Source organism: Extibacter muris, from assembly GCF_004345005.1.
GTDB classification, from domain to species: Bacteria; Bacillota; Clostridia; order Lachnospirales; family Lachnospiraceae; genus Extibacter; species Extibacter muris.
Window position 1 is genome coordinate 66,762 of record NZ_SMMX01000007.1, and the last position, 26,986, is coordinate 93,747.

The following is a 26,986-nucleotide window of genomic DNA, read 5'->3' on the forward strand; positions in this document are numbered from 1 at the left end:
GGTATTTTTGTGTAGATTTATCATTCTCAGACATCAGAACCATATGTCTGTTCCAATCTCTGCATCTATCTGGAGACCCGTTTCCTCTGAATATCCATCCTCATCTCTGAGGACAAAAAAGTCATCTCCTGCATCTTCTGACACCGCGACGAGCATCCCCGCGCCATAAAGGCATCGAAATGCATTATCATATACATTGACACAATAGCCTCCGGCTTCCCGCATCAGAGTCCTTGTCATCCCTTTATAGCGCAGCCCTTCCAGAATCTCTTTCGCGCGGCCCTCTCTTATAATAAAAACGGTTTTCGTATCTTCCTCAATCAGTCTAAACTCCTTACCGGCCTTCGCAAACTGAAAGCGTCCTTTTTGAAACAACTCCATTATCCGCTTTTTATCCAGCGATTCCCCCCTAAACTTATAAAGCCTCGCAAAATACTCTTCTATCGCTTCCAGTTGTGATATATCCTCATACTCTCTGAGAATGATATCTGCAGTGTCAATCTGTTGCTGCTGCCCAGGTACCTTCTGCACCTGTTTTAGCTGAAACACATAGGTTATGCTTTCCTCTGCTTTACGTCTTCCCTCCCGATTGCACCGGCCTGCCGCCTGGATGATAGAATCGATTCCCGCCGTCTGCCTATAGACGGTCCCAAAATCCAAATCCACTCCTGCCTCCACCAGGCTGGTCGCAATGACAACACATCTGCTTCCTTTTCTAAGACGTTCCCTGATACTTTGCAGCGTTCTTTTACGATGAATTGGATACATGAACGTAGACAGATGAAAGACTCCCTCCTGCTTCATCTCTCCATATATTTTTTGCACCGCCTTTTTTGTATTCAAAATGCACAGTGCCTGCTGCTCACCCTTAAGCCTTTTGACTAATTCTTCCTCTGTCATTTCTTCCAGTTTTTTTATCTGTGACCGCTTAAAAAACTGGAATTGCTCATCCATGCGGGGACAGAGCTCCCGAAATCTCATATCACTGTCAAACATATCCTCCAGTGCCGGCTGTGTAGCAGTACACAGTACGATAGTGCTCTCATAGTGACGGACAATTTCTTCCAGCGCCGCCACACACGGTTTCAGATAATCGTTAGGCAGCATCTGTGCCTCGTCAAATATGAGGACGCTTTTTGCTATGTTATGGAGTTTTCTGCATTTGGAAGGTTTGTTGGAAAAGAGTGATTCAAAAAACTGTACATTTGTCGTCACGATTACAGGCTTATCCCAATTTTCCGCTGCCAGCTGCATCGGTTTTAATTCTTCCGTACTCTCATAATTTATATTGCTGTGGTGCTCCAGAACATTTTCCGACCCTAAAATATCACCAAACACCTTTGCATTCTGTTCAATGATGCTCGTATAAGGAATGACATAAATAATATGCTGCATGTCATGTTCTACTGCATGGCGCAGGGCAAAGGCCAGCGAAGCTATGGTTTTTCCTCCGCCGGTAGGCACAGTGAGCCGGAACAGACCTTTCTCCTCTGTACCAGACCTTATGCAATGCTTCAATATCTCTGTCCTGCGGCCGTTAATCGTCTGTTCCTCCTCATTAGCAAGCCATCCCCCTATATGGCTGTCCAGTCGATGCCACAGAACTTCCATACTATCACCGGCAGTTCTTCCTGCATTTCCGCCGTTCATAAATGCTTCCGTATCCAGATAATCGGCATCTACCAGACAGGAATACAGCATACGCGTGAAAAAGCTTATCGTAAATCCGGCATCTTTGTTTCTACTCAAAGGGAAAAAAGAAGACTTTAATTCAGGAACCTCTATCTCCTTCCTATACTCCTGATAATCCTCTATTTTCTTCTTCAGCCTTCCGCAGTATGTGCTGCTGTCCCCGGTGTCTGAACGCTCGCCGGTATCTGGAAGCCCTGCGTGGTGCCCTGCGATACAGTATGCCAGTGCAGTATAGAATCCACCCTTCTCATGACATACTTTCGCTCCTGCAGTTGCATGGTCTACTCTTACTTCGCTGCCCCATATTCTTTTCTGGAACTTCTGTGAATACTTTCCAATATCATGTAACTTTCCGCAGCAATATCCCCAGTCTCCGAATCCGAAGGCATCTGAAAACTGTCGGGCCAGCTCTGCTGTGCCTTCGAGATGCTCCATTACTGTCTGTATGTGCTCTTTGTCTTCACTGATGTGAGCGATATATTCCATGTGTTCACCTCGCTTATCTAAATTGTTGTATTTTACTCAAACATATCATATTTTTTGCTCTGCTTCATTATATCGTACTTTATTAGTTTGAAAATTTCCGCCAATTGGCAATGAAGAGATGGCAAACAAAAAGCGTATCGCCAGAAAACTGGCAATACGCTTTTTAAATTTAACTTATTAATTATGCATTCTTTGCTGTGATTGCAGCCTGTGCTGCGTTGTTTCCGGAGAGTATTTTTTCTCCTCTAATAACTGTACAATATCCGAAAGATATAGGATATTGCTATGTACTGAGGAATCTTCATCTTCCGATTCCTCTTCTTTTATTTCATTGGCTAGATAGACGGTCGGGTTATTACGTCTGCCTTCTACCATCATATCTATTTCTTCAGTTTTCAAAGAACTCAGATTCACAAACCATGTGAACCGATTATCTCCTTTTGGCACAATCCGAGCAATAAACTTATCTACCACTTCATTATCCAGCTTTGGTTTTGAAAAGTCAATCACTTCTTCTAACGATTTATGAATCAATTCCCAGTCCAGTTCTTTTTTCTGTGGAGTATGCTTCATCTGATTCTGCTCTTGCAATGCTACTTCATAACTTGCCAGCTCCATATCTAAATTTTCTTTTCGTTTTCTAAATTCTTCGATAGATATGTCTCCCTCTGTTCGCATATCAATCAGATTGTTTCGCTTTTGTTTTATCTTTTCTATTTTCCTTTTGATTGCAACAGCCTCAGACTGCATATCATTGTCCATTTGATAACACAATTTCAATATTCTTTCTGCTTCCTGTATTGCTCCTGTTCGTTCTGTCCACAACTTTTCCATAAGCATTTTACACATCACTTCCAGTTTCCAGTCGGCTATCATCTGCATATCACAAAATCCGCTGTCATCTGATCCCTGCTCTCTCCGTTTTTTAGCAGAACCATTGTTTAGCTGATTATAGCATTGATAACCATATGACCAGTCTTTATTCTTATTTTTATGCCAACGATTTTTCCTAAAAGTTGCACCACAGGAACAGCGAAGCCGTTTATTCCATAAATCATGCGATTCCCTCTTTGGTTTTGTTACCTTTTCTTCACCAAATGGTGTTTTCTTAACCATTGGAATACTCAGCTCTGCTCTTCTTCTTTTGCTAATTCTTTCACACTCATACCATTCTTCTTCTGTTACTATCGGTTCAAAATCACTTTTACATACATATATGTGTCGCTATTATGATTATTTATTCGTTTCTGCTCTAAGTAATTGTTACTGAAAGATTTTCCATATGTCATATAGCCCATATAAGTGGGATTTCCCAGAACTCTGCTGACATTAGATGATGTCCATTTGATTTTTCCAGATGCCGCCACTCTACGCCTTATACTTAACTCATTCGCAATCTTCGTTGCTCCAATTCCATCATGCAGATACATATCGTAAATCATACGCACTGTTTCTGCCTGTTCCTCATTGATAACATAAGTGTCACCAACACGATCTTATCCCAATATATTGCCGCTACCATAAATTACTCCGTTATTGCGACTGATATGTTGTCCTGCTTTTACACGCTCAGATACCTTACGGCTTTCTTCCTGCGCAAGTGTTGCCATAATGGTTAATCGCAATTCTCCATCTCCGTCCATTGTCCAGATATTATCCTCAACAAAATAGACTTCAACTCCAAGATTTTTCAATTCTCTTGTTGCCACAAGAGTATCTACCGTATTTCTCGCAAATCTACATACTTCACGGGTAACAATCAAATCAAACTTACCTGCCTTCGCATCTTCAATCATTTTTAAAAAAGCAGGTCGTTTCTTAGCCTGTGTCCTGTAATCCCTTCATCAATATATTTGTTCACCACCACCCAATTCGAATGACGTTCTGCCTGATCATCATACCATTGAATCTGATTTTCAAGTGCCGATAGCTGTGCTTCATGTTCCGTAGATACTCGTCCATAAAACACCATCTGTCTTTGTCTGTTTTTATCTTTGAACACATGAAACGGTGTCTGGATATCCATATCAAATGCTAAATTTTTATTCACATTCATATTTTTTATACCTCCTGTTGATGTCTCTATTCTACCCTTCACCTATGCTACTTGTTAAATGTGCGAATCAGCTCCATCGCAGTACGTTTTTTTATATTTCACTACATTATTATAAGTAGCTTTATTTACGATTCCTCTTTCATATAAAATTTCAATCAAAAGAAATGCTGCATATTGATTATCAACTTTCATATTCATCCTCCCAAATAATTATTTGAATTTTTTAATAATACTTCTTCCTTTTTAAATAATCGTATCCCTTCCTGCTATTACAGAACATACACGTTTCTTTCTTCTGTTGATTCCGATCTGCTCTCTTTACAAAATGTTCCGGTGATTCATAAAATACTTTGACACACACCGGACAGAGACACATTTCAATCGGTTTATCCAATTTTCTCATGCCAGTACTTGTCCTTAGTGCCTCATCTACTTTCCACATTTGATATCTGTCTATTGTCCCTACAAAATTCTCCAAACGCTTTTTATCCAACGTCCGTATCTGCTCCAACAGCACAACAGAATTTTTCTCCAATCCCTTTCTGTTTCTCAAAGATACATGTGTAGGAAGTTTTATTTTTAATCTGCTCGTGATTGCCGCTACAATTACTGTAGGACTATATTCATTTCCAGTATTATTCTGAATGACCAATACCGGACGAAAACCTCCCTGCTCACTTCCTATGACGGGATTTAAGTCTGCATAGAAAATATCCCCTCGCTTTTATGAATGGTGGACAATCTTGTATATCCGGATGCTTCAACAGTTTTGCTGATATGTGAAGTCAACTTAGCATATATCCAAGGTTCAGCAGCATAACCAAAATCAATCGGTTTCTGACAGGCAATGTTAATGATCCAGGCGTTTTCTTCGTTGCTAAGTTAAATAGATGACTCTTGTTTACTCATGAAATGTCCTCCAAAGTCTTAATAAGGACGTTATAACATAGAGTTCAACTATAGTCGAGTTATTAAAAAGATACTGCACCGGCAATCCCATATTTTGTAAATAGCCCGATAATCCATTTTTACAAAACATTTCAGAGCATATAAATCATAGCGATAACGATTCCACATTTTCTTTGTTTCCACCTCTGAGAAATTCGACAATAAACTTCCCGGCTCAACCGCATTATGGAATGGCACACGTGGGTCATCTTCAACATTTCCGTATTACGGTAATTCTAAACTACCATTATTTAATAACCCTGATGGAATAATACCCTCTAAATTTTCTGCTTCAACTTTTATAGAATTTCCTGCAGAATCTGGATAGCATCCTCCACCACACATGGACAATAGGAAAACATCGTACCTTCTTTTAATACTTTCTCCATCTCTCCCGGCTGTGAAATATCGTGTTTCAATAATTCACGACACATCGTCGACGGGTGTTTCTCAGCATAACGCGCCTTGAATTCCATAACCTTCTTCTGCATGATTTCTTTCTGCTGCGTGTCATCCTCTTTACAATGACCATATTTAAGTCCGATAACCATCAATGCTCCTGTTACTGCACCGCATGTTTCCCCACACATCATTCCTCCGCCGAAGCTTGCAGACATCTTACGGAGTGTATCTTTATCCATTCCGATCTCTTCCGTAAATTGTCCTGCTACAATTTGAGAACAGTCAATGCCTTTCATAAATAATTTTGCAGCCTCTTCTCTTGTCATATGTATCTCCCTCCATCTATAATCTTATTTTCTCTCCAGTTTATCTTACCATTTTACTTTATTCACTATGAATATTCTTCACATTCTCCTATTAGCTTATCTATCATTTCCAGAAAATCCAGATTCAGATATGCCTCCAGCTTCTTAAATGTCGACTCATTGAATATAAGTTTATCCGGGGCCTGATACTCAACCCATGCCATGGCACACCATGTAATCCCACGCAGACAATTGATTCTTGCAAATAAATACGCCCGCTCTTTCACTCCTTCTGTAGGATATCTTCCTTCAACATATTTTATATAATCGTTCAGGAATTCTTCCATTTCTTTCTCCGTTAATATAACATCCGTCTTCCAGAATGTAGTCGTAGGCGCCATAAAGTGTCCCAAGTCCTGCGCCGGGTCTGCATACAATGGCTTTTCCCAGTCTATAAGATATGCCGCACTTTCCGGTCCATTCACAAGAAAATTCGTCGAATTCAATTCCGTATTGATGCAGCACCGGTATGTCTCTTCATTTTTATATGCGTTTACCTGCCGCCAGCCTTTTTCCAGCAGACCTCGAATTCTACTCTTTTTATCAGGGCCTCCCAGATTAGACTTTTCATATACCGCAAACATTTCTTCACATTCTTCCAGAATGGCTTTCAGCGGATTCTCTGGTTTTAAAAGTCCACAGGACTCTTCCAGACAGACGCTGTGAATGTCCGCAAGACACTCTGCCGCCTTCGGCAGCTCCAAATGGTAGTCCAGCGTTTCCCCTGGAAGATATTCCATCACAAGGATGCCATATTCAAAAAATTCACGGCTTCCATCTACATACAATACCTTCGGCGTCCTTCCTGAAGATTCCAATAACTTCAAAGCATGAGCCTCATATTCAACCTGGTGTTCCAAGTGCATCTGGCTTCCTATATTCACACGAAGTACAAGTTTCCGGTTCATAACCGGATGAAAGAAAGTATAATTAATGTTATATTCTCCCTGCGCCAGAAATTCATAATTTTCCGTCTGATCTTTTGGAAGTTCCATTGCCGTTCTATATTTTTCATTTTTTACATATTGCTTCAAGCCATCAATTCTGTCCATAGATTATGCCCTTTCGTCTACATCTCCCTATCGAATATCTTTATACATTCTGGAAATTATCTCGATATCAACTCCATCACGATACATTTTTCGAAGCCGATTCATTTTCCACATAATCCGAAGTTTCGTCATCGTATTCCCTTTGAACCTTCTGGATGATGAATATATGTGATGCCTTGTCGTTCCGATTGCTTCTCCCCGCTCTTTCAATGTCAATGAGAATTGATAATCTTCCATAATCGGAAGCTCCGGATACATGCCAATCTCAAAGAACAAATCTCTGTCAATAAAGATTCCCTGATCCCCAAACACAACTTTTCGGTCCTTAATTCTATGATTGGAAATGACCTGACATGTCCACAGGAAGAAATGTTTTTCATGAAATGCAATTCCAAAACAGCCCCAGCGATACTGCCTCATCACTCTTCGAATCTCACTCATCGGATTGTCCGGAAGTTCGCTGTCTGCATGAAGAAAGAAGAGAATATCTCCTGCACTTTTTTTTGCTCCAAGATTCATCTGTGCCGCTCTGCCCTTTGCACCGGTCAGAACCTTATATTTTCCTTCGATTAATTCCACTGTGCGATCCAGGCTGCCGCCATCTACAAAGATAATCTCACAGTCTGGCAACTTCTTTAACTGCTCTTGAAGCTTCACAATCGTAGTTTCTTCATTATAGACTGGGATGATAACAGATATCTTCGGATGCTTTTTCATATATCGGTAAGTATAACTGTCTTCTGCTTTCACACAATTCTTCCTCATTCGTTCCTTTAGTCCCAGAAGATCCTCCGGCATATCAATATCATTTACCGCACCAAATATTTTCGTCTGATACCCGGCTTCTTTCACTGCACGTATGGTATGTTCCAGAACCGAACCACTTCCATAAGCCTGATTCTGAAATGCCTCTGGTATATATGACTTCATTCCTACAAGACAATACCCCTCATCTACGGTTGGAATAAATACCGTATCGGCTTCTTTTAAGCCGGCAAATGCTTCCTCTGTCTGCGCAGCTTTCAGTTCCGGCACATCACTTCCCATAAGAACACAAGAGTCATAGCCGGATTCCAGAACCTTCTGAATGGCATTTCCCATGCGTGCTCCTAAGTCATTTCCTTGCTGAAGCATCAATTCTTCGTCTTTCACATTCGGAAGAATCTTCTTCAGGAGCTTTTCTTGTCCTAAACCTGTATAGCATACAAATACAGTTCTTCCTGTCTTTTTACACTCTTTATAGATATCTCTTAGAAAACAGGCATGTAGTTCGGCACATTCCTTTCCAGAATATACCGGCATTAATCTCGTTTTCGTTATGCCAGGATATGGCACTCTTGTAAATAATATAACCGCTTCACGTTTCATCTTACAAGTTTCTACTCTTTCTCCGATTGTTCATAGAATATCCCGCTTATTTTTCATCTTGATTTTCTTTCCTGCACACCAGACAGCCAACCAATGTCTTCAAAACCTGAATCAATCCTGCTGCCAGGAAAAATACACACAGCGGATAATATGCACGTTTTGTCTCAATGCTCTGCACCAGTGCATAATACACATAGAATGCTGTCGTAAATGCTGATACCACGAGCATCACCCCCGGCAGTTTCTTAAGCTGTGCATGTTTCTTCCAATATATTAGAATGGCAATTATCATTAAGACTGCCACTACTGCAGCGCCTCCATATATAATTGTTTGAATAGGCACTGTATCTTCAATCTTATTATTCAAAAACACCACATATCTGTTCATTCCTAATTTCTTTTTTGTGAAATAGTCAAAGATATATGCCCCCGCATAAAATGCAATTTCCAATAACAGGGCAATGCTATATCCTATCTTCCTCATATCGCAAACCTCCGTATCTATATGTTTTTCAGTACAATTATAATAAGAATCCGGAATACTGTCCAGGTATATTAATAAGGCTCGCGTTTCCACGCGAACCTTATTATTTAAAATATCATTGCTCTCAATGATTTCTTATTTTGCAGCTTTATCTGTAGGAAGTTCACCAACTGTTGTATACTCGCAATCATCACTGGCAGGATCTCCTACCTGCACCGGGTTTTCATCATGCAGCATCCACTCATACCAGCCGCCATCGTAAACTGATACATTATCATAGCCCGCTTCATAACAAATTAAAAACGGAATACAAGCTCTCCAGCCCGTACCACAGTAAAATGCCAAATCATTATCCAGAGTAAAATCAACGTCTCTCCATAAATCAGTTTTTATCTCATCTAAGTTTTTAATTGTTCCATCATCATGCATATATCCAGACATATCATATGGATCTAAAGGTCCACCGCCATCCCATACAGCGCCTTCCGGTTCGCCGGCTTTGTCCATATAATTGTAACCACTTGTCTTTCCAAGCCATTCTTCCTCACTACGAACACTTACTAACTTAAAGTTATCATCATTTGCAAGTCTGTCTTTAGCTTCTTCCATAGATGTCCAGTATTCCGGATGTGCAGGGACTTTTACACCGAAGTCTTTGGCTTCTTCGCCTTCATTTACATCTGTCTCTACACCATATCCCGCTGCCTTCCATGCTTCGATACCACCGTTTAAGATCTTAACATCTTCCACACCTGCGTAAATATAACCAAAAGCCTGACGTGCAGTTCCACTTACATCAGCACCATATAAGATTACCTTTGTATCTTTGGTGATTCCGTGTCCAAGAAGATATTTTTCAATGTCTGCTGCTGGCAATAAATTGTATGGAGACTCCACATCACCAATTGCATCTTCTACTTCGCAGTTATCTACATAGATTGCACCGGAAACATGTCCTTCATTATAAGAAGCACAATCTTTCACATCACCATAACCGACCTCTGCAATTACATAATCTTCGTAATCTTCCTGATTGCCGTCCTGAACACTCTTTACCCAGTCTGGTGTAACATATACGGTTCTCTGTTCAACAGACTCAGCCTGAACATCACTTGTTTCTTCTTTTGCCGCAGGCTCTTCTGCTTTTTCTTCTTTGCTGCCACAGCCTACAATCATAGTCGCCGCCATAGTTACACATAATAATGAAGCAAATAATCTTTTTTTCACAACATTTCCCTCCTCTGCTTTGCGTAAATATTATAATATCATAAGGATTCTCAAGCAAATTGATTATAATAATATATAATTTTATTTATTTGTTTTTTTCTATAAATAGCTATAGATTTCAGTCCTTTATGGCCTGTATTTTATAAGTGTGCCTTTCTGCATTTTCAGTATTTCATCCACATATTCCAAACATTCCATTTCATGTGTACTTACAAGCACTGCTGTACCATTTTCACTGATTTTCTGTAGTAATTCCATAACTTTACGTGAATTCTCCGGACCTAAATTGCTGGTCGGTTCGTCTGCCAGCAAAAGTACCGGGTTATTGATCATTGCCCTGGCAATTGATACTCTCTTTACCTCTCCGCCTGATAGATTCTTAGGATATTCATTTTCATATCCTTTTAATCCCATCTCTGCCAGAAGTTCTTTGGCTCGTAAGCGAACTTCCTCCTTACATGCTGAAAGATATGCAGGCATACATACATTATCCAGCACCGTAAAGTTATTCAGCATACTGTTCCCCTGCAAGATATACCCCACGTCCTGATTGCGGTATTTCGCCAGTTCTTTTTCTGACAGCGTTGTTATATCTTTGTCATTAATTGTAATGATTCCCGAAGTCGGCTTAATCAAGCCTGCAATCATGTTAAAAAGGGTTGTCTTTCCACTCCCGGATTGTCCGATAACAGCCACAAGTCTGCCTTTTTCAATTGACATAACAACTTCCTTTACTGCCGGAAACTCTGCTCCATTTCTGATAAAGCTTTTTGTTAATCTGTCTATCTTTATCATGTTATTCTATTTCCCTGATCAAACGATATGGTTCTTTTCTGGCTATCATATATACAGAACAAAGAGCTGCACACAAGCCTGCAAGTAATGCTATTCCCATACTCCACAAAACAATCGGAAGAACCTGTATAAATCCGATATCCAGATACGGAATATCCAGATTAATACTAATCCGCTCATGGAAAAAGGTAATTCCAAGGAATGAAAATACTATCCCCAGTATTCCACCAACGAAACTTATAATTGCCGCCTCTGTCAGTATAATCTTTGCAACCTGATTCTTTCTGGCGCCCAGTGTATAAAAAATTCCGAATTCATATTTTCTTTCATTAATCGTAATCACAAAGATACTAATCAATGCAAGGGATGTTGAAATAACTAAAAAGAGCGTCAAGAGACTTCCGTATCCAGTCAGCTTCTTCACCTGCGCTGCCAATCCGCTCATAAAATCATCCGCTGTACAGGCATAAATTTCTTCGTCTTCTGGATATGCTTCCTGAATATCTATCTTATATACTCCCGGTGTCACACCGTCTTTTACATCTACCATCAACATGGATATAATAGATTCCAGATTATCTTTCGGTAAAGTCTGAGCAACAATTTCTGAATCTTTCAATTTGTATATTGTGTCAAATGACATAAACACAGAATTATCATAACCCATACCTGTTTTCTCCAGTTTGGCAGCGACTTTAAAGTCTGTATTATAAAACCTCACTGTTTCACCGACATCCGCCGCCAGATTATATCCGGCTACAACTTCTCCGTACTGAAGATTCAGTTCATCCTGGCTTTGCAGCCATGGCTGCACAACAAAGTCCGTTGCCGGATCAAATGCAATCAATTGTACTGCCGCATCACAACAGGATGCTGCAAGAGTTGAAACATATAACTGTGGAGAAATACGTTTTATTCCTTCCATTTTTCCAATTCTATTCACCCATTTTTATAATAAAAACAGGTTTATCATAAAATTATTTTCCTATATGACACCATTTCCATTCTAAATATTCTCTTTCTGATATTCCGCCTTTTATCATTTCATTTCTTTTTTCCATCCACTCTAAAAGAATTTTTTCTATCTTCCAGTTGCTCAAACAGATCCCCACCTTAGCAGTCTGCAATTCAGTATTGTTTATAGAAAAGATTTGTAGTGAATCTGTTCTTTCTTCCTCCATCCACAAAAGTGTCCTTATTAGCTCCTCTTGCCTCTCCTCCCCCAGTTGGATAAAATTATGTGGACTAACCTCTAAAATTTCTGCTATCTGATACAATGTATCTTCCTTTGGTCTGCGCTGATTCGATTCATACTGGGCAACCCGCACATCTGCTCCACTCTCTTTATATCCTAATCGAATTCCCAACTCTTTCTGTGTCATTCCACGATAAACCCGGATTCTTTTTATCTTTTTTCCCAATGTCATCTTTTTACGCTCCTCTCTATAGATATGCTACATATATCGTTCTTTTTTATCTTCATAACCCATTACGAATTTTTCCTAAGAAAAGTCACAAATTCCACTTGTTCACCTGATATTTTTTGATTTTAACAAAGATTTTCTAAAAAACACAACGCCCTGTTCTAAAAGAACAGAGCGTTGCTCATTAAATTATATTCACTTCTACAATCAAATCTTTACACTGACAACCTCGCAGATAACCGCCATTTGCCTTACTAAAAGCCTTTGCTTGCTCATAATCTATCCTGAATTTAAAGGCTAGATTAAAAGTCCTACCTATTAGCGATAGCTGCCTGTGCAGCAGCAAGACGTGCAATCGGCACACGGAATGGTGAGCAGGATACATAGTTGAGACCTAACTTATTGCAGAATTCTACAGAAGACGGGTCTCCGCCGTGCTCGCCGCAGATACCTACGTGGAGGTTGGCGTTGGCTGGCTTGCCTTTTGTGATAGCCATCTCCATGAGCTGTCCTACGCCTGTCTGATCAAGCTTTGCAAATGGGTCGTTCTCGAAGATCTTAGCATCATAGTAAGCATCGAGGAACTTGCCTGCATCATCACGTGAGAAGCCAAATGTCATCTGTGTCAGGTCGTTTGTACCGAAGCAGAAGAAGTCGGCTTCTTTCGCAATCTCATCTGCTGTGAGGCAAGCTCTAGGAATCTCGATCATCGTACCTACTTCGTACTTGATGTCGCTTCCTGCTGCCGCGATTTCAGCGTCTGCTGTCTCTACGACAATCTTCTTCACATATTTGAACTCTTTGATGTCACCAACGAGCGGAATCATGATTTCCGGGCATACGTTCCAGTCAGCGTGTGCTTTCTGTACGTTGATTGCAGCACGGATGACTGCTCTTGTCTGCATCTTTGCGATCTCAGGATAAGTTACAGCGAGGCGGCATCCACGGTGTCCCATCATCGGGTTGAACTCGTGAAGGGAATCGATGATCGTCTTAATCTGCTCTACTGTCTTGCCCTGTGCATCGGCAAGCTTCTTGATGTCGTCTTCATCCGCAGGAACGAACTCGTGAAGCGGTGGGTCGAGGAAACGGATGGTAACCGGGTTGCCTTCCAGCGCTTCATATAATTTTTCAAAGTCTCCCTGCTGTTCCGGAAGAATCTTCTCAAGTGCCGCTTCTCTTTCTTCTACAGTCTCAGAGCAGATCATCTCACGGAATGCATCGATTCTGTTGCCTTCAAAGAACATATGCTCTGTCCGGCACAGGCCGATACCTTCTGCACCGAGCTCACGTGCTTTCTTAGCGTCTCCAGGAGTGTCTGCATTCGTACGAACCTTCATCGTCCTGTACTTGTCAGCCCATCCCATGATTCTGCCGAACGTTCCTGCGATTGTGGCGTCAACCGTAGGAATGAGGCCATCATAGATGTTACCTGTGGAACCGTCAAGAGAGATTGCGTCTCCCTCGCGGAACTCTTTTCCGCCTAATGTGAACTTCTTATTTGCCTCGTCCATAACGATGTCGCCGCATCCGGATACACAGCATGTACCCATCCCACGTGCAACAACGGCAGCGTGTGATGTCATGCCGCCACGTACTGTCAGGATACCCTGCGCAGCCTTCATGCCTTCGATGTCTTCCGGAGAAGTCTCAAGGCGGACAAGGATAACCTTCTCCCCTCTTGCAGCCCAATTTTTCGCATCATCAGCTGTAAATACGGCCTTACCGCATGCAGCTCCCGGTGATGCTCCGAGTGCTTTTCCGATTGGTGTCGCAGCTTTGAGCGCGGCGGCATCAAACTGAGGATGAAGTAATGTATCTAAGTTTCTCGGGTCAATCATGGCAACGGCTTTTTCTTCTGTAATCATGCCCTCGTCAACAAGGTCGCATGCAATCTGAAGTGCAGCCTGGGCTGTTCTCTTACCGTTACGTGTCTGCAGCATGTAGAGCTTCTTGTCTTCGATCGTGAACTCCATATCCTGCATGTCCCTGTAGTGGTCTTCCAGCTTATTGCAGATTGCTACGAACTGGTCGTACACTTCCGGCATAACTTCATGTAACTGGGAAATCTTCTGAGGTGTGCGGACACCTGCAACAACATCTTCACCCTGTGCGTTCATAAGGAACTCGCCCATGAGCTTCTTCTCGCCTGTAGCCGGGTCACGTGTAAATGCAACACCTGTTCCTGATGTATCGCCCATGTTGCCGAATGCCATCATCTGAACGTTGACAGCTGTTCCCCATGAATATGGGATGTCATTGTCACGACGGTATACGTTGGCTCTTGGGTTGTCCCATGAACGGAAAACAGCTTTGATAGCTCCCATCAGCTGTTCCTTCGGATCTGTCGGGAAGTCCTGTCCAATCTTTTCTTTGTATTCAGCCTTGAACTGTCCGGCGAGAACCTTAAGGTCTTCGGCTGTAAGATCCACATCTTCCGTAACGCCTTTTTCTTCTTTCATCTTGTCGATAAGCTCTTCAAAATACTTCTTACCAACTTCCATAACTACGTCAGAGTACATCTGGATGAATCTTCTGTAGCAGTCCCATGCCCAGCGTGGGTTTCCTGATTTATTAGCCAATACTTCAACGACTTCTTCGTTGAGGCCGAGGTTGAGGATCGTGTCCATCATGCCCGGCATAGAAGCTCTTGCTCCTGAACGTACGGATACGAGGAGCGGATTCTCTTTATCGCCAAATTTCTTTCCTGTAATCTCTTCCATCTTCGTGATGGATTCCATGATCTGTGACATGATTTCATCGTTGATCTTTTTTCCGTCCTCATAGTACTGGGTACAAGCTTCTGTCGTAATCGTGAAGCCCTGTGGTACCGGAAGACCCAAATTTGTCATTTCAGCAAGGTTGGCACCTTTTCCACCCAGAAGGTTTCTCATGGTCGCGTTACCTTCTGTAAACATATAAACCCATTTTGCCATTTGTCATGACCTCCTAAACTAATTTTACTTTCTAAGTCGCACATAATATTGTACTGTTTTTGACAGTGTTCGTCAACCCCTTAACACCCAAGAAATCAAAAAACAAGGGCTTTCTGCGGCATTTTCATCATTTGCCGGAAGCTGCCTTTCTCCCATTACTTTTTGTTGCAGCAAGGCATGATATTGTGTATAATAAAAAGGCATTTCTGCATAAAATGCATAAAAAATTGTGGACAGGCCATGGCCTGAAATATTTATCCTAAGAATTGAGAGGAAGCAGACATGAATGTAGGAATATTAAAGGATATCAAAACCGGTGAAAACCGTGTAATCGCCACTCCCGTTGAGGTTGCGGGCCTGATTGCCGACGGGCATCCTGTATATGTGCAGAAGAACGCCGGTCAGAAAGCAGGATTCCCTGATGAAACATATGCGGCCGCGGGCGCTGTCATGGCAGATACCGCGGAGGAGATATACAGCACATGCGGCTTTATTGCCAAAGTAAAGGAGTTCGAGCCGGCTGAATATGACCTTCTTAAGGAGAACCAGATCGTGTTCACCTGTATACATCCGGCAGCGCACCCGGAAGAGGTGCAGGCTCTTCTGGACAAAAAAGTCATCGCCTTTACCGCCGAGGACTCGCACAGATACGGCTCTCCGAACTGTGAAGCCGCAGGAAAGCAGGGCGCTCTTATGGGACTGGAATCCATGCTCACGATCAACGGAGGCAAAGGCAAGTTCGTCAGCGGACTCGGCGGCGCCCCCGGTATGAAAGTGCTTATCCTGGGCGGCGGAACGGTAGGGCAGGCGGCCCTCTCTGTACTGCACGCTCTTGGTGCGTGGGTGACTGTAGCAGACATCAGCATCGGCACGCTGCGAAGCCTGCAGAATGAATACAGGCAGAGCATCGACACGATGATTTCAAGCCGGGAGAATGTCAAAGCACTTCTGCCATCTGTAGATATGGTACTGAACTGTGTGAAATGGCCAAAAGGCAATACAGAGTACCTCGTCACGCGCGAGATGGTACGCTCGATGGAACCGGGCTCTGTCATCGTCGATATCAGCAATGATGAACAGGGAGCACTCGAGACATTTCACGAGACGACACATGAAAATCCGCGTTATGTCGAAGAAGGGGTCGTGCACTACTGCGTCAGCAATATTCCCGGCGCGATAGCAAATTCTACTTCTGTAGCCTATGCCGCATCTGTGCTGCCACATTTCCGCAGCATACTGAACAACGGCGTGGCAGAGGCTTGTGCAAGGGATGGCTACCTCAGGAGAAGCCTGACGGCCTATAAAGGCTATCTGACCCATGAGGAGACAAGCGCACTGCAGAACCGTCCGTGGGTACGCCCGGAAGATATACTGGGCATATCCGGCAGAAAGCTTGATCCGGCGCCGCCTGCGACAGTAAGCCGTTCACATAATTTTATCACGCTGTAAAAGCTATCAGGTTTTATTACTTATCAGGTTTTATTGGTTATCAGAAAAGAAGGAACGAAAGAGAAGGGGGATTTTATTCTTTATGGAAACAATGGGATTCATATCAATCATACCGGCGATACTGGCTATCGTATTGTCGTTCGTAACGAGGAACACCGTCATATCACTTGCAATCGCCTGTATCACCGGAACGCTGCTGGCGGGACAGGGGGTGTTCGGGTTCCCGACGCTTTTAAAGGAAAGCCTCGGGACGACGAGCTTTTCATGGGTCATGCTTCTGAATACTTTCATAGGAATTCTTGTCGCTTATTTCCAGAAGACCGGGGCAATACAGGGATTTTCCCAGAAAGTGCATGACCGTAACCTGAGCCGCAGAGGCGCGCAGCTTATGGCCTGGGTGCTCGGCATCTTCATTTACTTCAGTGACTCTTTCAGCCCGCTATTTGTCGGTTCTGTCATGCGGAGCATTACGGATAAGGCGAAAGTGTCCCGGGAAAAGCTGGCGTACATAGCAGATTCCACTTCCGCACCTGTCAGCGTACTCATGCCGATTACCGGATGGGCCGCTTATCTCATGGGGTTAGCAGTCGGTGTCGGAGGTATTGTTGATGAAAAAGACGCATCCGCGCTGTTTTTAAAAGCAATACCGTTTAATTTCTATCCTATCTTCGCAGTCCTTTTTGTCGGTGTAATCGCATCGGGAATCATCAAAGATTTCGGGCCGATGAAAAAGGCTGAGAAACGTGCGGTGGAGGAAGGGAAAGTGATACGCGACGGCGCAACGCCGCTCATCGGAAAAGAGCTGACGGAGATGCAGGCATATCCGGGGCTTAAGCCAAGGGTGTTCCTGAACTTCATCTTTCCTGTACTTATGATTATCAGCATCGCTATCGGTACCTATATCGCTTTCAGTTCTGCCAAGACGATGGAAGCGTTCTTGATGGTAGTCATCTTCATGACCGTAAGCATGATGATCCAGGGCATCCCGTTCAAAGAGGTTATGAGCACCCTTACAGACGGTATAAAGGGTGCGCTGCCTGCAGTTATGCTGCTGGCTCTCGCATATTCCGTCAATGCGCTCAGCTCACAGATGGGTACGGCCAACTATATCATTTCCCTGACCGAGGAACTTCTGACGCCGCACATGCTGCCTGCCATCATCTTCCTCGTATCTGCAGTCATGGCTTTTGCGACTGGTTCCTCCTGGGGTACGTTCGCAATCTGCATGCCGATAGCACTGCCGCTGGCTTTCAGTTTTACAAATGATACGCTCACACTTCTCGTAATTGCCAGCTTCGCGGCTGTTGCAGGCGGGGGAGTGTTCGGTGACCACTGCTCGCCACTGTCCGATACGACAGTACTTTCGTCTACCGGCGCCGCGGCCGACCATATCGACCACGTCAAGACACAGCTGCCGTACGCGCTCGTGTGCGGCGGGATTGCACTCATCGCCTATCTCGTCGTCGGGTTCGTGTTTGTATAAGATGGTGTATAAGATGGGGACGTGATCTTTTTCAAAAGGGTTACGTCCCAAACTGAACTTTATGGTGTACCAATATGAATTATGTCCTGTACCTTTTTGTCAGGTTTTCAAATTATATACGAAAATGCCCAGGTTGCAGTCCTTCCAACCCGGGCATTTTTTACATTTCTTCTATGAATGCTTTATAACCTTTATAAGCTTCGTATACATCTGCCTTACTTGTAATCTCCCACGGTGCGTGCATGCACAGCACAGCAACACCGCTGTCTATCACTTCCATTCCGTAATTTGCCATTATATACGCAATCGTACCGCCGCCTCCAGCATCGACTTTTCCAAGCTCTGCAAACTGGTAGGCTACATTTTTGGTGTCCATAGCTCTGCGGATTTGAGCGAGATATTCCGCATTTGCATCATTAGAACCGCTTTTTCCACGGCTTCCGGTAAATTTGTTGAATACAAGACCTTTTCCAAAGAATGCGGAACTTCTCTTTTCAAATGTTTCTGCAAACATTGGGTCAAATGCGGCACTTACATCAGATGAAAGCATCTTCGAATTCTGAAGAGCACGCCTAATCCTCAAGTCTGAAGCGTCACCAGCAAGTGCCACAAGCTCTGCAAGAACATTTTCAAAAAATCTGGAATGCATGCCTGTTGCTCCTACACTTCCGATTTCTTCCTTATCTACAAGGATGCAGCAAGCTGTTTTTTCTACCTTTTCAACATCCAGCAGCGCAAACAAAGACGTAAACGCACATACTCTATCATCCTGTCCATAAGCCATTATCATGCTACGGTCTATGCCACAGTCTCTTGCATTTCCTGCAGGGACAATTTCCAGTTCTGCGGATACAAAGTCCTCCTCTGATATGCCATAGGATGCTTCCAGTATATGCAGCACATTTGCCTTAACCGCCTCTTTTTCTTCCTTATCCAGGCTGTCGTCATTCTTGACAGGTCGGCTTGCAAAGAGAAGATCTAGTTTTTCACCCTCAATTACTGCATTAGCCTTTTTCTCCATTTGCTTGGACGCAAGGTGCACCAGAAGATCTGTCACCGCAAATACAGGGTCTTCTTCTTTATCGCCTATATGAATCTCTACAAGAGAACCATCCTTCTTCGCCACAACACCATGAAGTGCCAGTGGAAGCGTCACCCATTGATACTTTTTGATTCCCCCATAATAATGGGTATCCAGATAGGATAATTCTTCATTTTCATATAATGGATTCTGCTTTACATCAATTCTTGGAGAATCAATATGAGCCCCCAGAATATTCATCCCGTGTTCTAGCGGCCTGCTTCCTATATGAAACGCTACCACGCTCTTCCCCATACAAACTGCATAGACTTTATCGCCTGCCTTTAAGGCAGCCCCCTCTTCTATCATGCTGCCCAGACTCTTATATCCCCGTTCCTCCAGCATACGGACTGTCACCTTAACACATTCCCGTTCGGTTTTACCTTCATCAAGACAAGTTTTATAGGAATTGTTAATTTGTTCCACTGCCATTAGTTCATCCTGACTATATGTCTTCCACGTATTATCTCTTTCCATCATTATCACACTCCTTTACCTTACATAGTATAACACAAGTTAAAAGGGGACGTAACCATTTTCAAAAGTGTTACGTCCCAAATTGAACCTTGTGGTGTACCTAAATGGTATATACCCTGTACCTTTAAAACATTCTTAGAATTTGCATTATTCTAGATTATATACATTATTACATCTTATGTTCAATAAAGCGTCTCACTTCTAAACAAATATTATGAATCAGCTTGTCGGATATGTTCAGAACTAATTTCAACTGTTTAATATATTCTTTTCGTAACTCTTTCTGCTCCAAAACTTGTTCCAGCAGTTCTAAGTTATTTTTTTCAAATATGCTCTTTAATATTAATAATGCGATTTCCATCCGCTGTTCTTGTTTTTCATCTGGTATATCACTGAATATTTCATATCTTCGATGCTGATGAAAATCTTTAAATTCTGAAACACTTGAAAACCTTTCTTTGTAAACAAAAAGTGCCTTTTCATGAATTACAACCGGTATATTACTACAATATTCATTCATGCTGCTGTAGATATAGCGCAAAGGAGTCTTAACCATATTGGCCTTTACCGGATTCAGATGTATGTAACGGATACAATTCCAAAAATATGATTCTGTCTCAATACATTCACTTGTGAATCTATTTTGAAATACATGTCCGTTTCTTTGATGCTTATAGTTGTAATAGGATGCATATTCAGCTAGTATTCTAGCCATAAATAGAGATAATTCCTGAATTTCTGCCCGGATTATAAAATGGGCATGATTGGACATAATGCAAAATGCGTATATTTCCACATGATACTTATTAAGATGTTTTACGATAATCTTTTTGAAATAACCTTTTTCACGACGTTGATTATAAATCCGTTCTTTGTTTATTCCTCTGACTACAACGTGATAAAAACCGGTACTGCTTTCCTGTCTTTTCTTTGTCGGCAATGTGCCCCTCCCTTCATTAGGTACAGGGCATATTCCATTTAGGTACACCACAAAATTCAATTTGGGACGTAATCTTTTTCAAAAAGATCACGTCCCCATATTTCCATTTTTTACAATCCCATCTCGCTTCTTACTTCTTTGAAGCATTTTACGATGAAGTCTATATCTTCTTTTGTATGGCTTGCGCATACTTGTGTACGGATTCTTGCTTTTCCTTTTGGTACTACCGGGAATGAGAATGCCACTACATAGACGCCCTTGTCCATCATACGCTTAGCAAATTCTGCCGCTGTCTTCTCATCATACAGCATTACAGGCACGCATGGATGTGTTCCTGGAATGATGTCAAAGCCATTGTCTACCAGCTCTTTGCGGTAGTAGGACGTCACTTCTTCCAGGTGGTCACGGAGCTCTGTACTCTCATCAAGCATATCGAACAGTTCGATGCTGGCGCCTGCGATAGCCGGAGCCAGTGAGTTGGAGAACAGGTACGGACGGCTTCTCTGGCGCAGCAGATCGATAATCTCTTTACGGCCTGATGTATATCCGCCGGAAGCTCCGCCGAGGGCTTTTCCAAGCGTTCCTGTAATGATGTCGACACGCCCCTGTACACCGCAGTGTTCCGGAGTTCCCCGGCCCGTCTTGCCTACGAATCCAACCGCGTGGCTGTCATCGACCATCACAAGTGCATTGTACTTGTCTGCCAGGTCACATACGCCTTTCAAGTTGCAGATGATACCGTCCATAGAGAATACGCCGTCCGTTGCGATCAGCTTCACCCGTGCACCGGCTTCATCCGCTTCTTTTAATCTGGCCTCCAGGTCCTCCATGTCATTGTTCTTGTAGCGGAAGCGCTTTGCCTTGCACAGGCGCACGCCATCGATAATCGAAGCATGGTTCAGCTCATCGCTGATAACCGCATCGTCAGCCGTAAGCAGTGTCTCAAACAGGCCTCCGTTCGCATCGAAGCAGGATGAATACAGTATCGTGTCATCCGTACCTAGGAAATCTGATATCTTCTTCTCCAGCTTCTTATGTATATCCTGCGTGCCACAGATGAAACGGACAGATGCTACTCCATATCCTTTATCGTCATATGTCTTCTTCGCCGCTTCTATGAGACGCGGGCTGTTTCCCAGTCCGAGGTAGTTGTTCGCACACATGCAGAGAAGCTCTCTGCCGTCTTCCATCATTACTCTCGATCCCTGCGGGGAAACAAAAGGCGCCTCTCCTTTAAAAAGGCCCGCCTCCTTTATTCCGTCTACTTCTTTTGTGTAGATGCTTAAAATGTCGTCTTTACGTGCCATTGGTATCAGTCCTTTCTTTATAAAAAAAATTAATCATTCACATGTGCCCAGTCTAAGATTACCTTACCTGACTGTCCGGAAATCATCGCTTCAAATCCCTTTTCATAATCTTTGATATCAAAGTGATGCGTAATGATATCAGAGATATCCAGTCCTGCCTGGAGCATGGTAGACATCTTATACCATGTATCCCATACTTTTCTTCCGTAGATGCCACAGAGATTCAGACCGTTGAATATGACTGTCTCAAGGTCTACGACAGCGTCTGTCCTCTGGAGCCCAAGTAGCGCAATCTTTCCGCCGTGCTTCATGTTATGAATCATATCGGAAAGCCCCGGCTGGCTGCCTGACATTTCAAGCCCTACGTCAAATCCTTCTGTCATGCCAATTTCCTTCATTACATCCGCAAGCTTTTCCTCTTTCAAATTGACAACTCTTGTCGCGCCAAGCTTCTTAGCAAGTTCCAGGCGGTATGGATTCAGATCTGTAACAACAACATGTCTTGCTCCTGAGAACTTGACGATCGCAGCTGCCATGATACCGATTGGGCCTGCCCCTGTTATAAGGACATCTTCTCCGAGCACATCATAAGAAAGAGCCGTGTGGGTAGCATTTCCAAATGGATCAAATATTGCATACATCTCTTCTGGGATCGCCGGGTTGCACGGCCATACGTTGGATGACGGAATCACAAGATACTCTGCGAAAGCACCGTTTCTGTTGACTCCGACTCCTTTGGCATCTTTGCAGTTTTCCTTGTGGCCTTCCAGACAGTTACGGCACTGTCCACATGTAATATGGCCTTCACCTGATACCAGATCCCCAATGCGGAAGCCCTGTACGCCATCTCCTACCTCGACAACTTCACCGACGTATTCATGTCCTGCCGTAAGCCCTACAGGAATCGTATGCTGTGCCCAGTCATTCCACTGGTAAATATGTACATCTGTTCCACAGATAGCTGTCTTGTGAATCTTAATCTTTACATCGTTTGGACCCACTTCCGGAACCGGAACCCTCTTCATCCACAGACCTTCTTCCGGCTTTTCTTTCACGAGTGCCCACATCATACCGTCATTTTTAATATCTCCCATGTTTTTATCCTCCCAATCTTATTACCGCCATCCCCAGACGGTTATTTTCGAGTTAATTATATCATTCATTTTATCCATATACAATGATGTATTCCAAGTTTTTTTATACTATTTACTTCATTTTTTGCACAATAGGAAAATCAGCTATGTTATTATTTACAAATCGCCTTTGTTAAACTATAATTTATATAGCATTATTCACAACTTTATGAGATAATAGTCTCACGTTGGGGAAAACGAAACTAAAAGAAAGAGAGGAAAGCAGATATATATTATGATCTTAATATGTCAATATCTGCGAAATGAGAAACATGAAAAACATTATCAACAAATGGAACAGTGTCAGTCTTGTACTCAGAATCATCTGCGGATTGATTCTCGGTATTATTCTTGGTCTGACGGTCCCTCAGGCATCCGGAATATCTATTCTGGGCCAATTATTCGTAGGAGCACTGAAAGGCGTTGCGCCAATCCTGGTATTCTTCCTCGTTATGAGTGCTTTGTGCCGCATGGAAAAGGGCCAGAAGACAAACATGAAATTCATTGTCGTTCTGTACCTTCTCGGCAACCTTTTATCCGCGCTTGTAGCCGTACTGGCAAGCTACGTTGCTCCTATTACTTTGACGCTTACCAAAGCGGCCGAAAGTGATGTCGCACCGCCGAGCGGTGTTATCGAAGTATTGACAAACCTGCTAATGAACGTTGTGGCAAACCCGGTAGACTCCATCATAAACGCGAACTACATCGGAATTCTTGCCTGGGCAGTCATCTTCGGTATCGCCCTCAAGAAAGCAAGCGAAGGTACAAAGACAGCGCTGGACAACATTTCCGAGGCTGTTGCACAGGCTGTTAAATGGATTATCAGCTGTGCGCCGTTTGGTATTATGGGCCTTATTTTTGCAACAATCTCCACAGAGGGATTGGGCGCCCTGCTTACATATGGAAGGCTGATTGTGGTACTGGTAGGTTCTATGGCATTTGTAGCATTGGTTATGAATCCTATTATCGTGTTCCTTTGCACAAAGACAAATCCGTTCCCACTCGTATTCAAATGCCTGTCAAGAAGCTTTATCACCGCGTTCTTTACAAGAAGTTCCGCTGCAAATATACCTGTAAATATGGAACTTTGCGAAGATATGGGGCTGGATGAAGATACCTATTCTATCTCCATTCCACTTGGAGCGACCATTAACATGGCCGGAGCCGCTATCACCATTTCAACAATGGCATTGGCTGCCGCACATACGATGGGAATCTCCGTTGACTTTCCGACCGCTTTCATCCTCTGCGTATTATCCGCGCTGAGTGCTGCCGGTGCATCCGGTGTTGCGGGCGGTTCTCTTCTTCTGATTCCTATGGCATGTAGCTTATTTGGTATCTCCAATGATGTTGCAATGCAGGTTGTAGGTGTTGGTTTCATCGTAGGCGTTATCCAGGATTCCTGTGAAACAGGACTGAACTCTTCTACCGATGTGCTATATACCGCATGTGCTGAGTTGAGAGACAGAAGAAAGCACCCGGAAAATTACACGACTGATGTCAACATTCATGCTAAAAAGAAAAAAGCAGAAGCATAAAAGCATAATTACAGAAGAATATTATTAAAAGCGACTGGCATACAACGAATGTTTGCCGGTCGCTTTCTGTTTTCCGCTCTACTTTCTATTACCGTCCTTAGCCGAGATATGCGATGGCTTCTTCTCTTGTCAGCCACACATGGATCCCTCCGCCTGAATCCACAAACCTGTCGGGATTAAAATTCTCGGCATATACCATCTCGCCCGTGCGGTATATGAAGTTCTCGTCTACATAGGAATGCGCCTCATCATAGGTTTCTTTATAGTCTGCACTTTTAATGGACAGCACTTTTGCCTTGTCACACTTCACTTCATTTGTCGTCCCGGATATCCTTCTGGCGTCCGCCGGTACAAGGAGCCTGACAATCCTTCGGCCATAGCATACCTTCCACGCGATGAACGGGTCTTTTTCGGGACAGTACAGATGAAAGAACTTCGTCTTTTCATCCGTCTTAAGCCCCGCCATATCTGCCCGCTCCAAGGCTGACGCAAACATGTCAGCCCCGCTTATGTCCGCGCCGGACAGATTACATCCTCGCAGATCCGCGGAGTGCAGATACGCGCCGGACAGATTCGTACCCCTAAGCGTCGAACCGCCGAAGAACGCATTGTCCGCCTTTATATAAGCCATATTTGCCCCGTCCAGGTTCACACCGCGGAAATCGCTCTTATTAAAGTTGATATTATGTAGATCCCAGCCCGATAAGTCGAGGCCGTCCAGCAATGACTCGTGCAGGTCAAGCTGCTCTCCCGGCCTACGGTTCCTAATTATTACATCAAGCTCGCCCTGTGTCATCTTCCGAAGCATTCTCTCACCCTCCGCCAATCATTGTCATTCAGGATACATTAAGCCCCCTTCCGCCTCATTCACTGCCGGCAAAAGGGGACTGATTTGCAGCATTATTATCTCATCTCTACCAATCAAACTTTTCCGCAAAATAAGCTTCCAGATCTTCAATCCTGACTCTCTCCTGCTCCATCGTATCCCTGTCACGCACGGTGACCGCTCCGTCTTCCTCAGAATCAAAGTCATATGTCACGCAGAACGGAGTTCCGATCTCGTCCTGGCGACGGTAACGCTTGCCGATGTTCCCGCGGTCGTCAAACTCGCAGTTATACTTCTTGCTCAGCAGCGCGTACACTTTCTCCGCACCTTCATTTAACTTTTTAGACAGTGGAAGGATGCCGATCTTGACCGGGGCAAGTGCCGGGTGGAAATGAAGCACCGTCCTCACATCTCCGCCTTCCAGTTCCTCCTCATCATATGCGCTGCACAGGAACGCAAGAACCATACGGTCCGCCCCCAGCGAGGGCTCGATGACATACGGGATATATTTTTCCTTCTTCTCATCGTCAAAATAGCTCATGTCCTGCTTAGACACGTTCTGGTGCTGCGTGAGGTCATAGTTGGTACGGTCGGCCACGCCCCACAGTTCTCCCCATCCGAACGGGAAGAGGTATTCGATGTCCGTGGTCGCATTGCTGTAATGACTCAGCTCTTCCTGCGAATGATCGCGGTAGCGCACTTCATCATCTTTCAGCCCCAGCGTCTCAAGCCAGTTCAGGCAGAACTTCTTCCAGTAGTTGAACCACTCAAGGTCTGTACCCGGCTCGCAGAAGAACTCCAGTTCCATCTGCTCAAACTCTCGTGTACGGAAGGTAAAGTTGCCCGGCGTAATCTCATTACGGAATGATTTGCCAACCTGGCAGATGCCAAATGGAATCTTCTTTCTCGATGTACGCTGTACATTCTTAAAGTTTACAAAGATTCCCTGGGCGGTCTCCGGACGAAGATATACGACACTCTTGGCATCTTCCGTAACGCCCTGGAATGTCTTGAACATGAGATTGAATTCTCGAATCTCCGTAAAATTGTGCTTTCCACAGGTCGGACATGGAACCTCATGCTCCTTGATATAGGCTTCCATCTGCTCATGGCTCCAGCCGTCGATGCTGTCGCCGATGTCGAGTCCGTTGGCATGTGCGAAATCTTCTATCATCTTATCTGCACGGAAACGCTCGTGGCATTCCTTACAGTCCATCAGAGGATCGCTGAATCCCCCGAGATGTCCGCTGGCTACCCATGTCTGCGGGTTCATCAGAATCGCACAGTCCACGCCTACATTGTATGGAGACTCCTGCACGAACTTCTGCCACCATGCTCTTTTTACATTATTCTTTAATTCTACACCGAGATTACCATAGTCCCATGTATTAGCAAGCCCGCCGTAAATCTCAGACCCCGGGTATACGAATCCTCTTGATTTCGCCAACGCTACAATCTTATCCATCGTTTTTTCTACCATATCCTCATCCTCGCCTTCTATAGTTTCATAATTGTTA

The 26,986-nt window shown here is 43.6% G+C and carries 25 protein-coding genes; 3 read left to right on the forward strand and 22 right to left on the reverse strand.

The genetic code is table 11. The features are described from left to right. Positions 1-33: 33 nt before the first annotated feature. From cas3 to ppdK, 16 genes are all read right to left on the reverse strand, one after another. The gene (cas3, locus tag E1963_RS10040; RefSeq protein ID WP_132277631.1) at positions 34-2,178 is read right to left on the reverse strand and encodes a CRISPR-associated helicase Cas3'; all 2,145 of its coding nucleotides are present in this window, start codon (positions 2,176-2,178) and stop codon (positions 34-36) included. 177 nt (positions 2,179-2,355) lie between these two features. Continuing rightward, positions 2,356-3,294: a hypothetical protein gene (locus E1963_RS10045; protein WP_132277633.1), complete on the reverse strand. Its 939-nt coding sequence runs from the start codon at positions 3,292-3,294 to the stop codon at positions 2,356-2,358. 68 nt (positions 3,295-3,362) lie between these two features. Further along, positions 3,363-3,650: a recombinase family protein gene (locus tag E1963_RS22665; RefSeq protein WP_414655369.1), complete on the reverse strand. Its 288-nt coding sequence runs from the start codon at positions 3,648-3,650 to the stop codon at positions 3,363-3,365. 24 nt (positions 3,651-3,674) lie between these two features. Beyond that, the gene (locus E1963_RS10055) at positions 3,675-3,974 is read right to left on the reverse strand and encodes a recombinase family protein (RefSeq protein ID WP_132277637.1); all 300 of its coding nucleotides are present in this window, start codon (positions 3,972-3,974) and stop codon (positions 3,675-3,677) included. 2 nt (positions 3,975-3,976) lie between these two features. Then, entirely contained in the window at positions 3,977-4,234 is a 258-nt protein-coding gene (locus tag E1963_RS10060) for a recombinase family protein (protein WP_132277639.1), read from the reverse strand. A 54-nt stretch (positions 4,235-4,288) separates the two neighbouring features. Continuing rightward, positions 4,289-4,426, reverse strand: coding sequence for a hypothetical protein (locus tag E1963_RS19715; RefSeq protein WP_167482172.1), 138 nt, complete (start codon positions 4,424-4,426; stop codon positions 4,289-4,291). Positions 4,427-4,457: 31 nt separating this feature from the next. Next, entirely contained in the window at positions 4,458-4,946 is a 489-nt protein-coding gene (locus E1963_RS22670; protein ID WP_132277799.1) for a type II toxin-antitoxin system PemK/MazF family toxin, read from the reverse strand. Positions 4,947-5,481: 535 nt separating this feature from the next. Then, positions 5,482-5,910, reverse strand: a complete 429-nt coding sequence (locus tag E1963_RS10075) for a C-GCAxxG-C-C family protein (protein ID WP_132277641.1) — start codon at positions 5,908-5,910, stop codon at positions 5,482-5,484. Between the two features lie 65 nt (positions 5,911-5,975). Beyond that, on the reverse strand, positions 5,976-7,001 hold the full coding sequence (locus E1963_RS10080) for an aminoglycoside phosphotransferase family protein (RefSeq protein WP_132277643.1): 1,026 nt from the start codon (positions 6,999-7,001) through the stop codon (positions 5,976-5,978). Positions 7,002-7,028: 27 nt separating this feature from the next. Further along, positions 7,029-8,369: a TIGR04283 family arsenosugar biosynthesis glycosyltransferase gene (locus E1963_RS10085; protein ID WP_132277645.1), complete on the reverse strand. Its 1,341-nt coding sequence runs from the start codon at positions 8,367-8,369 to the stop codon at positions 7,029-7,031. A 46-nt stretch (positions 8,370-8,415) separates the two neighbouring features. Beyond that, entirely contained in the window at positions 8,416-8,853 is a 438-nt protein-coding gene (locus E1963_RS10090; protein WP_132277647.1) for a hypothetical protein, read from the reverse strand. Between the two features lie 135 nt (positions 8,854-8,988). Further along, positions 8,989-10,080, reverse strand: a complete 1,092-nt coding sequence (locus tag E1963_RS10095) for a sulfurtransferase (RefSeq protein WP_167482173.1) — start codon at positions 10,078-10,080, stop codon at positions 8,989-8,991. A 126-nt stretch (positions 10,081-10,206) separates the two neighbouring features. Next, the gene (locus E1963_RS10100; protein WP_243117666.1) at positions 10,207-10,800 is read right to left on the reverse strand and encodes an ABC transporter ATP-binding protein; all 594 of its coding nucleotides are present in this window, start codon (positions 10,798-10,800) and stop codon (positions 10,207-10,209) included. Positions 10,801-10,876: 76 nt separating this feature from the next. Continuing rightward, the gene (locus E1963_RS10105; protein WP_132277651.1) at positions 10,877-11,800 is read right to left on the reverse strand and encodes an ABC transporter permease; all 924 of its coding nucleotides are present in this window, start codon (positions 11,798-11,800) and stop codon (positions 10,877-10,879) included. A gap of 52 nt (positions 11,801-11,852) precedes the next feature. Further along, positions 11,853-12,302: a helix-turn-helix domain-containing protein gene (locus E1963_RS10110; protein ID WP_132277653.1), complete on the reverse strand. Its 450-nt coding sequence runs from the start codon at positions 12,300-12,302 to the stop codon at positions 11,853-11,855. 308 nt (positions 12,303-12,610) lie between these two features. Next, positions 12,611-15,235, reverse strand: coding sequence for a pyruvate, phosphate dikinase (gene ppdK, locus E1963_RS10115; RefSeq protein WP_132277655.1), 2,625 nt, complete (start codon positions 15,233-15,235; stop codon positions 12,611-12,613). A 282-nt stretch (positions 15,236-15,517) separates the two neighbouring features. Here ppdK and E1963_RS10120 point away from each other — a divergent pair, with 282 nt between their 5' ends. Beyond that, positions 15,518-16,684, forward strand: a complete 1,167-nt coding sequence (locus tag E1963_RS10120) for an alanine dehydrogenase (protein WP_132277657.1) — start codon at positions 15,518-15,520, stop codon at positions 16,682-16,684. Positions 16,685-16,766: 82 nt separating this feature from the next. Then, positions 16,767-18,167 carry a Na+/H+ antiporter NhaC family protein gene (locus E1963_RS10125; RefSeq protein WP_132277659.1) on the forward strand — a complete coding sequence of 467 codons (1,401 nt, stop codon included), beginning with the start codon at positions 16,767-16,769 and terminating at the stop codon, positions 18,165-18,167. Between the two features lie 160 nt (positions 18,168-18,327). Here the strand turns inward: E1963_RS10125 and E1963_RS10130 are convergent, their stop codons facing one another. From E1963_RS10130 to tdh, 4 genes are all read right to left on the reverse strand, one after another. Then, a complete protein-coding gene (locus tag E1963_RS10130) occupies positions 18,328-19,725 on the reverse strand; it encodes an aminopeptidase (RefSeq protein ID WP_132277803.1) in 1,398 nt (465 codons plus the stop codon). Positions 19,726-19,894: 169 nt separating this feature from the next. Then, positions 19,895-20,665 (reverse strand): transposase, encoded by a 771-nt coding sequence (locus E1963_RS10135; RefSeq protein WP_132277661.1) that lies wholly within the window; start codon positions 20,663-20,665, stop codon positions 19,895-19,897. Positions 20,666-20,775: 110 nt separating this feature from the next. Further along, the gene (locus E1963_RS10140; protein WP_132277663.1) at positions 20,776-21,972 is read right to left on the reverse strand and encodes a glycine C-acetyltransferase; all 1,197 of its coding nucleotides are present in this window, start codon (positions 21,970-21,972) and stop codon (positions 20,776-20,778) included. A 29-nt stretch (positions 21,973-22,001) separates the two neighbouring features. Next, the gene (gene tdh / locus E1963_RS10145) at positions 22,002-23,066 is read right to left on the reverse strand and encodes an L-threonine 3-dehydrogenase (protein WP_132277665.1); all 1,065 of its coding nucleotides are present in this window, start codon (positions 23,064-23,066) and stop codon (positions 22,002-22,004) included. A 311-nt stretch (positions 23,067-23,377) separates the two neighbouring features. On the opposite strand from tdh, the gene sstT reads away from it, so the two are divergent. Further along, on the forward strand, positions 23,378-24,643 hold the full coding sequence (gene sstT / locus E1963_RS10150; protein WP_132277667.1) for a serine/threonine transporter SstT: 1,266 nt from the start codon (positions 23,378-23,380) through the stop codon (positions 24,641-24,643). Positions 24,644-24,740: 97 nt separating this feature from the next. On the opposite strand, the gene E1963_RS10155 is transcribed toward sstT, so the two are convergent. Beyond that, positions 24,741-25,451 (reverse strand): pentapeptide repeat-containing protein, encoded by a 711-nt coding sequence (locus E1963_RS10155; protein WP_132277669.1) that lies wholly within the window; start codon positions 25,449-25,451, stop codon positions 24,741-24,743. A 106-nt stretch (positions 25,452-25,557) separates the two neighbouring features. Continuing rightward, entirely contained in the window at positions 25,558-26,949 is a 1,392-nt protein-coding gene (locus E1963_RS10160; protein WP_132277671.1) for a glycine--tRNA ligase, read from the reverse strand. Positions 26,950-26,986: the final 37 nt, after the last annotated feature.

Excerpts from the sequence above, each read along its gene's own strand:
- E1963_RS10085 (WP_132277645.1), bottom strand. The coding sequence starts at position 8,369 with ATGAAACGTGAAGCGGTTATATTATTTACAAGAGTGCCATATCCTGGC.
- ppdK (WP_132277655.1), bottom strand. The coding sequence starts at position 15,235 with ATGGCAAAATGGGTTTATATGTTTACAGAAGGTAACGCGACCATGAGA.
- tdh (WP_132277665.1), bottom strand. The coding sequence starts at position 23,066 with ATGGGAGATATTAAAAATGACGGTATGATGTGGGCACTCGTGAAAGAA.
- E1963_RS10060 (WP_132277639.1), bottom strand. The coding sequence starts at position 4,234 with ATGAATGTGAATAAAAATTTAGCATTTGATATGGATATCCAGACACCG.
- E1963_RS19715 (WP_167482172.1), bottom strand. The coding sequence starts at position 4,426 with ATGAAAGTTGATAATCAATATGCAGCATTTCTTTTGATTGAAATTTTA.
- E1963_RS10105 (WP_132277651.1), bottom strand. The coding sequence starts at position 11,800 with ATGGAAGGAATAAAACGTATTTCTCCACAGTTATATGTTTCAACTCTT.
- E1963_RS10055 (WP_132277637.1), bottom strand. The coding sequence starts at position 3,974 with ATGATTGAAGATGCGAAGGCAGGTAAGTTTGATTTGATTGTTACCCGT.
- E1963_RS10100 (WP_243117666.1), bottom strand. The coding sequence starts at position 10,800 with ATGTCAATTGAAAAAGGCAGACTTGTGGCTGTTATCGGACAATCCGGG.
- sstT (WP_132277667.1), top strand. The coding sequence starts at position 23,378 with ATGAAAAACATTATCAACAAATGGAACAGTGTCAGTCTTGTACTCAGA.
- E1963_RS10045 (WP_132277633.1), bottom strand. The coding sequence starts at position 3,294 with ATGGTTAAGAAAACACCATTTGGTGAAGAAAAGGTAACAAAACCAAAG.
- E1963_RS10160 (WP_132277671.1), bottom strand. The coding sequence starts at position 26,949 with ATGGTAGAAAAAACGATGGATAAGATTGTAGCGTTGGCGAAATCAAGA.
- E1963_RS10110 (WP_132277653.1), bottom strand. The coding sequence starts at position 12,302 with ATGACATTGGGAAAAAAGATAAAAAGAATCCGGGTTTATCGTGGAATG.
- E1963_RS10120 (WP_132277657.1), top strand. The coding sequence starts at position 15,518 with ATGAATGTAGGAATATTAAAGGATATCAAAACCGGTGAAAACCGTGTA.
- E1963_RS10155 (WP_132277669.1), bottom strand. The coding sequence starts at position 25,451 with ATGCTTCGGAAGATGACACAGGGCGAGCTTGATGTAATAATTAGGAAC.
- cas3 (WP_132277631.1), bottom strand. The coding sequence starts at position 2,178 with ATGGAATATATCGCTCACATCAGTGAAGACAAAGAGCACATACAGACA.
- E1963_RS10125 (WP_132277659.1), top strand. The coding sequence starts at position 16,767 with ATGGAAACAATGGGATTCATATCAATCATACCGGCGATACTGGCTATC.
- E1963_RS10075 (WP_132277641.1), bottom strand. The coding sequence starts at position 5,910 with ATGACAAGAGAAGAGGCTGCAAAATTATTTATGAAAGGCATTGACTGT.
- E1963_RS10090 (WP_132277647.1), bottom strand. The coding sequence starts at position 8,853 with ATGAGGAAGATAGGATATAGCATTGCCCTGTTATTGGAAATTGCATTT.
- E1963_RS10080 (WP_132277643.1), bottom strand. The coding sequence starts at position 7,001 with ATGGACAGAATTGATGGCTTGAAGCAATATGTAAAAAATGAAAAATAT.
- E1963_RS10140 (WP_132277663.1), bottom strand. The coding sequence starts at position 21,972 with ATGGCACGTAAAGACGACATTTTAAGCATCTACACAAAAGAAGTAGAC.
- E1963_RS10130 (WP_132277803.1), bottom strand. The coding sequence starts at position 19,725 with ATGGAAAGAGATAATACGTGGAAGACATATAGTCAGGATGAACTAATG.